Source organism: Streptomyces sp. NPDC002851 (genome assembly GCF_053591935.1).
The window spans coordinates 1-6,345 of sequence record NZ_JBSFUT010000080.1 but is presented as its reverse complement, the minus strand read 5'-3'; the positions used below and the strand labels follow the sequence as shown (position 1 = coordinate 6,345).

Here is a 6,345-nt window from a genome sequence, read left to right as displayed (position 1 = left end):
TGCGGCGCGCGATCCGGCAACAGCGGCTCGATCCGCGCCCACTGCGCATCACTCAACGACACACCAGACCAACGATCCGATGATCCGAGAGAAACGGCCTAGCCCCCTTCGGCATCGAGGCGGTAGCCGGCGCTGCGGACGGTGCGAATGCTGCGGCGTCCGAACGGCGTGTCTATCTTCTTGCGCAGCGCACTGACATACATCTCCACGATGTTCAGATCGCCGTCGTAGTGCTCGTCCCAGGCGCGCTCGAGGATCTCCGTCTTGGTGACCACCTGCCCGGCCCGCTCGGCCAAGCAGACCAGAACCGCGAACTCCTTGGCGGTCAGCGCAACTTCCTGCCCGTCGCGCCAGCAGCGCAGTCCGACTGGTTCGATCCGCAGATCGCCCAGTTCCACACGGTGGTCGTGGTGGGCCGCCCGGAGCGGCGGATGAGAGCCTTGAGCCGGGCGGTGAGGACCACGAAGGAGAACGGCTTGGTCAGGTAGTCGTCCGCGCCGGTGTCCAGGCCGTCGGCCTCGTCGTACTCCCCGTCCTTCGCGGACAGCATCAGAATCGGGGTGCGATCCCCGGCGGCCCGCAGCCTCGCGCATACGTCGTAGCCGTGCAGACCCGGCAGCATCACATCGAACGTGATCACGTCGTAGGTGCCGGCGCGGGCCATGCGCAGACCCTCACGGCCGTCGCGGGCCCAGTGGACGTCGAAGCCCTCGGCGGCCAGGTCCACTTCAGGTTCTCAGAACCGCCTCAGCTTCTCAGCGTGGCCTCAGCACCCGGCCGACAGAGTGATCGTCATGGCCACCGCGCTCCGAGCGGCGGCAAGCACCGAAAGGACGGACTTCGCATGAAGACCACCAAAACCGCCAAGCGCATCGTCATCATCGGCGCCACCGCCCTGCTCGGCATCGGCGCCGCGATCGGCACCGCCAATGCCACCAACAGTGGCGACGACAAGGCCGCCACGAAGGCTGAACAGGTCCAGGGCGCCGAGCCCACGCACCCCGCGGGCACCGTGATCCAGAGCGACGGCACGGTATCCACCGTCGTCGACCCCAACGACAGCGGTAAGAAGACCGAGAACGGCACCCCGGCTCAGGCAGACAAGGGCGCCAAGAAGTAACCGAGTCGCGTGGGTGGGGTACGGCGGCCGTGCCGGCCTCGTACCGGATGGGCGCCAAGGCCGACTACGAGGAGAGGTTCCCCACCGCCGGACCGCTGCTGACGAAGAAGGCCAACCTCAACCTAGTCGCCGACCACTGCGACGACCTGCTGCGGCGGCGGGGTCACTGAAGTACGGGCACGCCACCGCCTCTTTGATCGTCGGCAAGCTCTCGGCGTCCTCCTGGCGGAACGCACGGGCCGCCGCGCTGAAGGGAGTACGGGCGATCCGGAGAACGGTCTACGCGCCAGTTCAGTACCTGTCGGACGAGAGTTACCGGCGCAAGATTGCCCGTCAGCTGAACAAGGGCGAGTCGCTTCACTCCCTGCGCCGCCAGCTCCACTACGCCCGCGAGGGCAAGGTCACCCGGCGCCAGCCCGAGCAGCAGAACGAGCAGGCGTGGTGCCTGACCGTCGTGACGAACGCGGTGGTCTGCTGGCACTCCGAGTACATGGGCCTGGCCGTCGGCGAACTCCGTGCGGCTGGCCGCGAGGTGGACGCCGAGGTCCTGACCCACATCTCTCCGGCCCGCAGCTCGGCCGTCAACTACTACGGCTCCGTGTGCGACACGAGGTCGCACCAGATAAGTGAGGACAGCCATGAGGGGAGGTTGAAGGCTGGAATCCGGGCCAGTGTCCAGGCCCGTCCCCGCGCTCACGTGCGTCGCTGGCAACGGCGGGGTGCGAAGCTGAGCGTTCAAGCCCAAGGGCGTCTCGGCCATCGAGAAGCCACAGGTGAGGGGAAGGCTGGACGGGCGAACGCAAGTGAACCCCTGATGATGCCTCGTGATAGTAGGGCCGCCCGATGGCGAACAGGCGGCGGCCACAGGACCTGGTGCTGCGACGCACCGAGCGGCCCCTGGGCAATGGACCCCTGGGGATGGGCACCGCTGGTTCCGGGGTAGAGGGGGCGCCCTTCCCAGCCGCGTCTTACTGGTGCGGAACGTGGAAACCCCGTCGGGGTCCAGGCCACCTGGCTTGGTAGGCCGACCGTAAGGAGAGCGGAAACCCCCAGCGGGAGAAGGATGATCCAAGAAGCGAAGGCCGGTGGGCCGAAAGGCCTGGGGAAATCGGGAATGGGGGCCTTCACTCGCTCCCGTATAACCCGCCGGATACGGGCCTTGATGGCCCGACCCGAAAGGGTGCCTACGTGGATCAGGTGAGCCTTTGAAGCTCGCCCTGCAAGGACGTTGGAACCGAGGGACAAGTTAGATGCGGGAGGTGCACATGGGGATCACGGGTTCGCTCGGGGTGTCCGCAGCTGCTGCGAACGGACCCGAGGACGCTCTACTCGGCTGGCACGGCATCGACTGGGCCAAGTGTGAGGAGAACGTACGGCGGCTGCGGCAGAGGATCTTCAAGGCGACACAGGAAGGGGACCTGAAGAGGGTCCGCAACTTGCAGAAACTCATGCTGCGGAGCTTCAGCAACACGCTGGTCAGCGTGAAGCGAGTGACACAGCAGAGTAGTGGTCGCAAGGCCGCTGGCATTGACGGGGAGCGAGCCCTTACGCCGAAGGCGAGGGGCAAGCTGGCGGCCGAAGTCCATCGGTCGTCGAAGCCCTGGAAGGCCAGGCCGGTCAAACGAGTGTTCATCCCCAAGAGCAACGGGAAACAGCGGCCACTCGGTATTCCGGTCATTCGCGACCGGGCTCTCCAGGCCCGCGTGAAGAATGCATTGGAGCCCGAGTGGGAGGCGCGGTTCGAGCCGAGGTCATACGGCTTTCGGCCCGGCCGCAGCTGCCAGGATGCGATCTCCGCGATCTTCTGGACGGTGAAGGGCAAGGCCCCGAGTCGACTGTGGGTCCTGGACGCGGACCTGGCGGCGGCATTCGACCGGATCGATCATGACCGTCTGATGGCCGTGCTCGACCGGTTTCCTGCCAGGGACGCGGTCCGCCAGTGGCTGAAGGCGGGCGTGATGGATCGCGGTCGATTCGCGCCGACCGAGGAGGGCACTCTTCAAGGCGGCGTAATCAGCCCGCTGTTGTTGAACATTGCTCTGCATGGGATGGAGCAGGCCGCCGGATGCCGGTATGCAGTGCCACGGCCGGGAGCCAACCCCGGCGCCGTGCCCGGCACCCCGGTACTGGTGAGGTACGCCGATGACTTCATCGTGCTCTGCTGTGATGAAGCACAGGTGCACCTGGTCAGAGCCCGGCTGAAGGACTGGCTGGAGCCAAGGGGTCTTCGCTTCAACGAGGAGAAGACCGCTGTCGTCCACCTTGAGAAAGGGTTCGACTTCCTCGGTTTCACGGTCCGCCGACTGGGCGGCAAGCTGATCATCAAGCCAAGCAAGACGGCCTGCAAGAGGCTCAGAGCGCGGCTACGGACCGAGGTGAAGGCCCTTCGCGGGGCCAACGCCGAGGGCGTGATGCGCAAGCTCGTCCCGATCGTTCGCGGCTGGGCGGCCTACTACCGGACGGTGGCGTCCTCGACGGTGTTCGCGTCGATGGACCACTACGTGTGGCGTCTGACCTACAACTGGGCCAGGCGTCGCCATCGCAACAAGCCGGGACCTTGGGTGGTGCAGCGGTACTTCGGTCCGTTCCACCCGGCTCGGCGTGACCGGTGGGTCTTCGGCGACCGCGACAGCGGTGTATTCCTGCCGAAGTTCGCCTGGACCGGGATCGTCCGCCATCAGCTCGTCAAGTACGGGGCGTCCCCGGACGACCCCGCGTTGGCCGCGTACTGGCAGGACCGTCGCCGCAGGAAAACGCCGCCGCCCATGGACAAGACGAGTCTCGTCCTGGCGGTACGGCAGCGTGGGCTCTGCCCCCTCTGCAAGCAGGCGTTGATCGCCGGTGCCGAATACGAGCCGGACAGTCCACGTGAGTGGATCAACTGGTTCGCGGCGTCGAAGAAGATGCTTCACAAGCATCACTTCACCTACCGGCGAGACGGCGGTACGGACGAGCGGGACAATCTTCGCCTCGTGCATTCCGAATGCCATCGCCAGCACCACGCCGGCGACGGCAGACGGACCAGCTCTGCGAGCCTGTGAAGCCCCTGGGGCTTGCTTGAGCCGTGTGCGTCGTGATGCGCACGCACGGTTCTGAGGGGGCCGGAGTGCAGCAATGCACTCCGGCTACCCGACCACCGTCGACTACGAACGTGAATTCGCCCGGCTAGACGACCGGGGACACCGCCCGCGAGCAAGCTCGAGGTCAGGTGCCGCTCGTGGTCGCCCCACCGAGTTGGATGACGGACGATTCCCTCTCCCCGTCGAGGTCGAACTCCGCGAACTCCCAAGCTGTGGCTTTCACACCCTCGGGCACTCGGTACACGAACTGCATCCTGTCTTTGAAGCCGGGCTGGAGCTGGTCGTTGCATTCTGGATTGCCCTTGACTTCATCCAGTTCCTCGATGGTGTCGTAGCGCCGCCCCTGGTCGTCCAGCAGGGCATTGGCGATGGGCAGGCTGCAGGTGAGGTCCATGCTCTGCTTGGCGTCGTTGAACACGACGGTCTCCAGGATCACGTACTTCGCCCCATTGCCCGCTTTCTGCTGGCCACCCTCAACCGTGGTAATGGCGTCCGCCTGGCGGACCTTGGCGATCGTGACGACGGCACCACCATTGCGTGCCTCCTCGCCCACCTTGAAACCGTCCGCTGCACCTCCCGAGGGGGTAGGAGAGGCGGAAGGGGAATCGTCCGGAGACGGGGCGACTGGCGACCTGGTGTCCTGCCAGATCGAAGGTGACGAGTCCGGACCAGCACTGCTGTCCCCGCCATCACTGCCGGCAGCAAGCAAGTAGACGAGCCCGACGGAAGTCGCCAGGAGTGCGGCGGACAGACAGAGGGTCGCCACCTTCCAGGGGTTGCGAACCCGCTGCGGCCGGTCGCCCGGCATCGGCGGTATCGGGTTGGCGTCACTCATGTGCGGCGGTCTCCTTATAGAAGTCGGTCCGGCCCCGACACACCCGGGCGGGTCGGGGCCGGCGTCGCTGCGCGGACGGCTCCACATCCTACGTGTGTCCCACGCGAGCCCTGATTCATAGATGCTCGCTCGTGAAATACCGCTCAACTCGGCAGGAGGCCAGGGCGTTTCCCGTTTCATGGGTTGTTGCAGACGACTCGGCAGAATAACCCGTCACCTGAAACAGTCGCGGCTCGTGAGCTACGACTTCACGCACGTGGAAGCCAACTCCTGCCCGATGTCCACCTGCACCGCCCCGCCCGGCTCGCCGTGCCGCACCGGCAAGGGCAAGGGGCCATCCAGCACCACACCGCCCGCTTCCGGCTCGTGCCCCAGCTCGCCAAGGCGCTCAACGTCCCCAGTCCGCCCGTGCGCAAGCCCGGCGCGGTATGGAGCGAACTGCCGCGGGCGCGAACACGAACGGCGAACCGGTCGGCCACGTCCGCATCGGGTACGCGCGCGCCTCGACCGCCCGACAGTCCCTGGATGCCCAGCTCGACCCCCTGTCCGAGGCGAACGTGACCCGCACTTTCGCGGAGAAGATCTCCACCGCGCCACGAAACGGCCCGAACTGGAGGCTGCCGTGAAGCTCGCCGGGGAGATCCGCTCCTCCGGCGTGCGCGTGACCCTCGTCGTCCACGAGCACAAGCGCCTCGGCCACGGCATCGAACTCGCCATGCTCGCCGAAGAGCTGAAGGCCAGCGAGGTCGGCCTGGAATTCCCCACCGGAGAACTGAAAGGCTCACACGGTCTCCCTCCGGCATCGTGTTCACCGTGCTCGCAGCCATGTCCGGCATGGAACGCGAGTACATCCGCGACCGCACCCTCGAAGGCCACGATTCCGCCCGCAAGCGCGGCAAGACCATCGGCGGCGCCAGCGTCGCCGACGAGGGCATGCTGTCCATGGCCTCCACCTGCGCGACCAGGAGATGAGCCTGCGCGACATCGCGGGGCGCCTCGTCATTACCACCGGCAAGAAGAAGGGCCAGCACCCGTCCCCTGCCACCGTCATGCGCGTGCAGCGCGAACATGACGAGCAGACAGCCGAGATGAAACCCATGCGCTGATCTGCGGATCAGTCCTTAGCGTTGTTTCTTCGGCGAGAACTACTGAGCCCGATGTGCGGCCGAAGCCTGCTTCCGGCGTTCACTCCCGCGGCGGCGTGAGGTGGATCCCGGCCGCCCCGGAGTGATGGGCGGCCGGGATCCATTCCGCTCGGGCAACGGCGCGTGAACCGAGCGGCGTTTTCAGGCGGTTGGGCGACCGACTCC

Annotated in this window: 8 protein-coding genes and 1 pseudogene; 7 read left to right on the top strand and 2 right to left on the bottom strand. The window is 66.4% G+C overall.

Annotation, left to right across the window (positions count from 1 at the left end):
- Positions 1–98: 98 nt before the first annotated feature.
- A pseudogene (locus ACWD10_RS38215) lies at positions 99–727 on the bottom strand (response regulator transcription factor).
- A 117-nt stretch (positions 728–844) separates the two neighbouring features.
- Between ACWD10_RS38215 and ACWD10_RS38210 the strand changes: the two are divergent.
- The 4 genes from ACWD10_RS38210 (at position 845) to ltrA (ending at position 4,161) form a co-directional block, all read left to right on the top strand.
- Positions 845–1,120 (top strand): hypothetical protein, encoded by a 276-nt coding sequence (locus ACWD10_RS38210; RefSeq protein ID WP_451098415.1) that lies wholly within the window; start codon positions 845–847, stop codon positions 1,118–1,120.
- 29 nt (positions 1,121–1,149) lie between these two features.
- The gene (locus ACWD10_RS38205) at positions 1,150–1,290 is read left to right on the top strand and encodes a hypothetical protein (protein WP_451098414.1); all 141 of its coding nucleotides are present in this window, start codon (positions 1,150–1,152) and stop codon (positions 1,288–1,290) included.
- A 23-nt stretch (positions 1,291–1,313) separates the two neighbouring features.
- A complete protein-coding gene (locus ACWD10_RS38200; protein ID WP_451098412.1) occupies positions 1,314–2,063 on the top strand; it encodes a Tn3 family transposase in 750 nt (249 codons plus the stop codon).
- Positions 2,064–2,370: 307 nt separating this feature from the next.
- On the top strand, positions 2,371–4,161 hold the full coding sequence (gene ltrA / locus ACWD10_RS38195) for a group II intron reverse transcriptase/maturase (protein WP_451098411.1): 1,791 nt from the start codon (positions 2,371–2,373) through the stop codon (positions 4,159–4,161).
- A 163-nt stretch (positions 4,162–4,324) separates the two neighbouring features.
- Here ltrA and ACWD10_RS38190 read toward each other — a convergent pair whose 3' ends face one another.
- Positions 4,325–5,035: a DUF4352 domain-containing protein gene (locus tag ACWD10_RS38190; protein WP_451098409.1), complete on the bottom strand. Its 711-nt coding sequence runs from the start codon at positions 5,033–5,035 to the stop codon at positions 4,325–4,327.
- Between the two features lie 428 nt (positions 5,036–5,463).
- On the opposite strand from ACWD10_RS38190, the gene ACWD10_RS38185 reads away from it, so the two are divergent.
- From ACWD10_RS38185 to ACWD10_RS38175, 3 genes are all read left to right on the top strand, one after another.
- Positions 5,464–5,661 (top strand): hypothetical protein, encoded by a 198-nt coding sequence (locus ACWD10_RS38185; RefSeq protein WP_451098408.1) that lies wholly within the window; start codon positions 5,464–5,466, stop codon positions 5,659–5,661.
- A 187-nt stretch (positions 5,662–5,848) separates the two neighbouring features.
- Complete coding sequence (locus ACWD10_RS38180; RefSeq protein WP_451098406.1) at positions 5,849–6,007, top strand: hypothetical protein; 159 nt, start codon at positions 5,849–5,851, stop codon at positions 6,005–6,007.
- The gene (locus ACWD10_RS38175; protein WP_451098405.1) at positions 6,004–6,141 is read left to right on the top strand and encodes a hypothetical protein; all 138 of its coding nucleotides are present in this window, start codon (positions 6,004–6,006) and stop codon (positions 6,139–6,141) included. The genes ACWD10_RS38180 and ACWD10_RS38175 overlap by 4 nt, the downstream gene beginning before the upstream one ends.
- Positions 6,142–6,345: the final 204 nt, after the last annotated feature.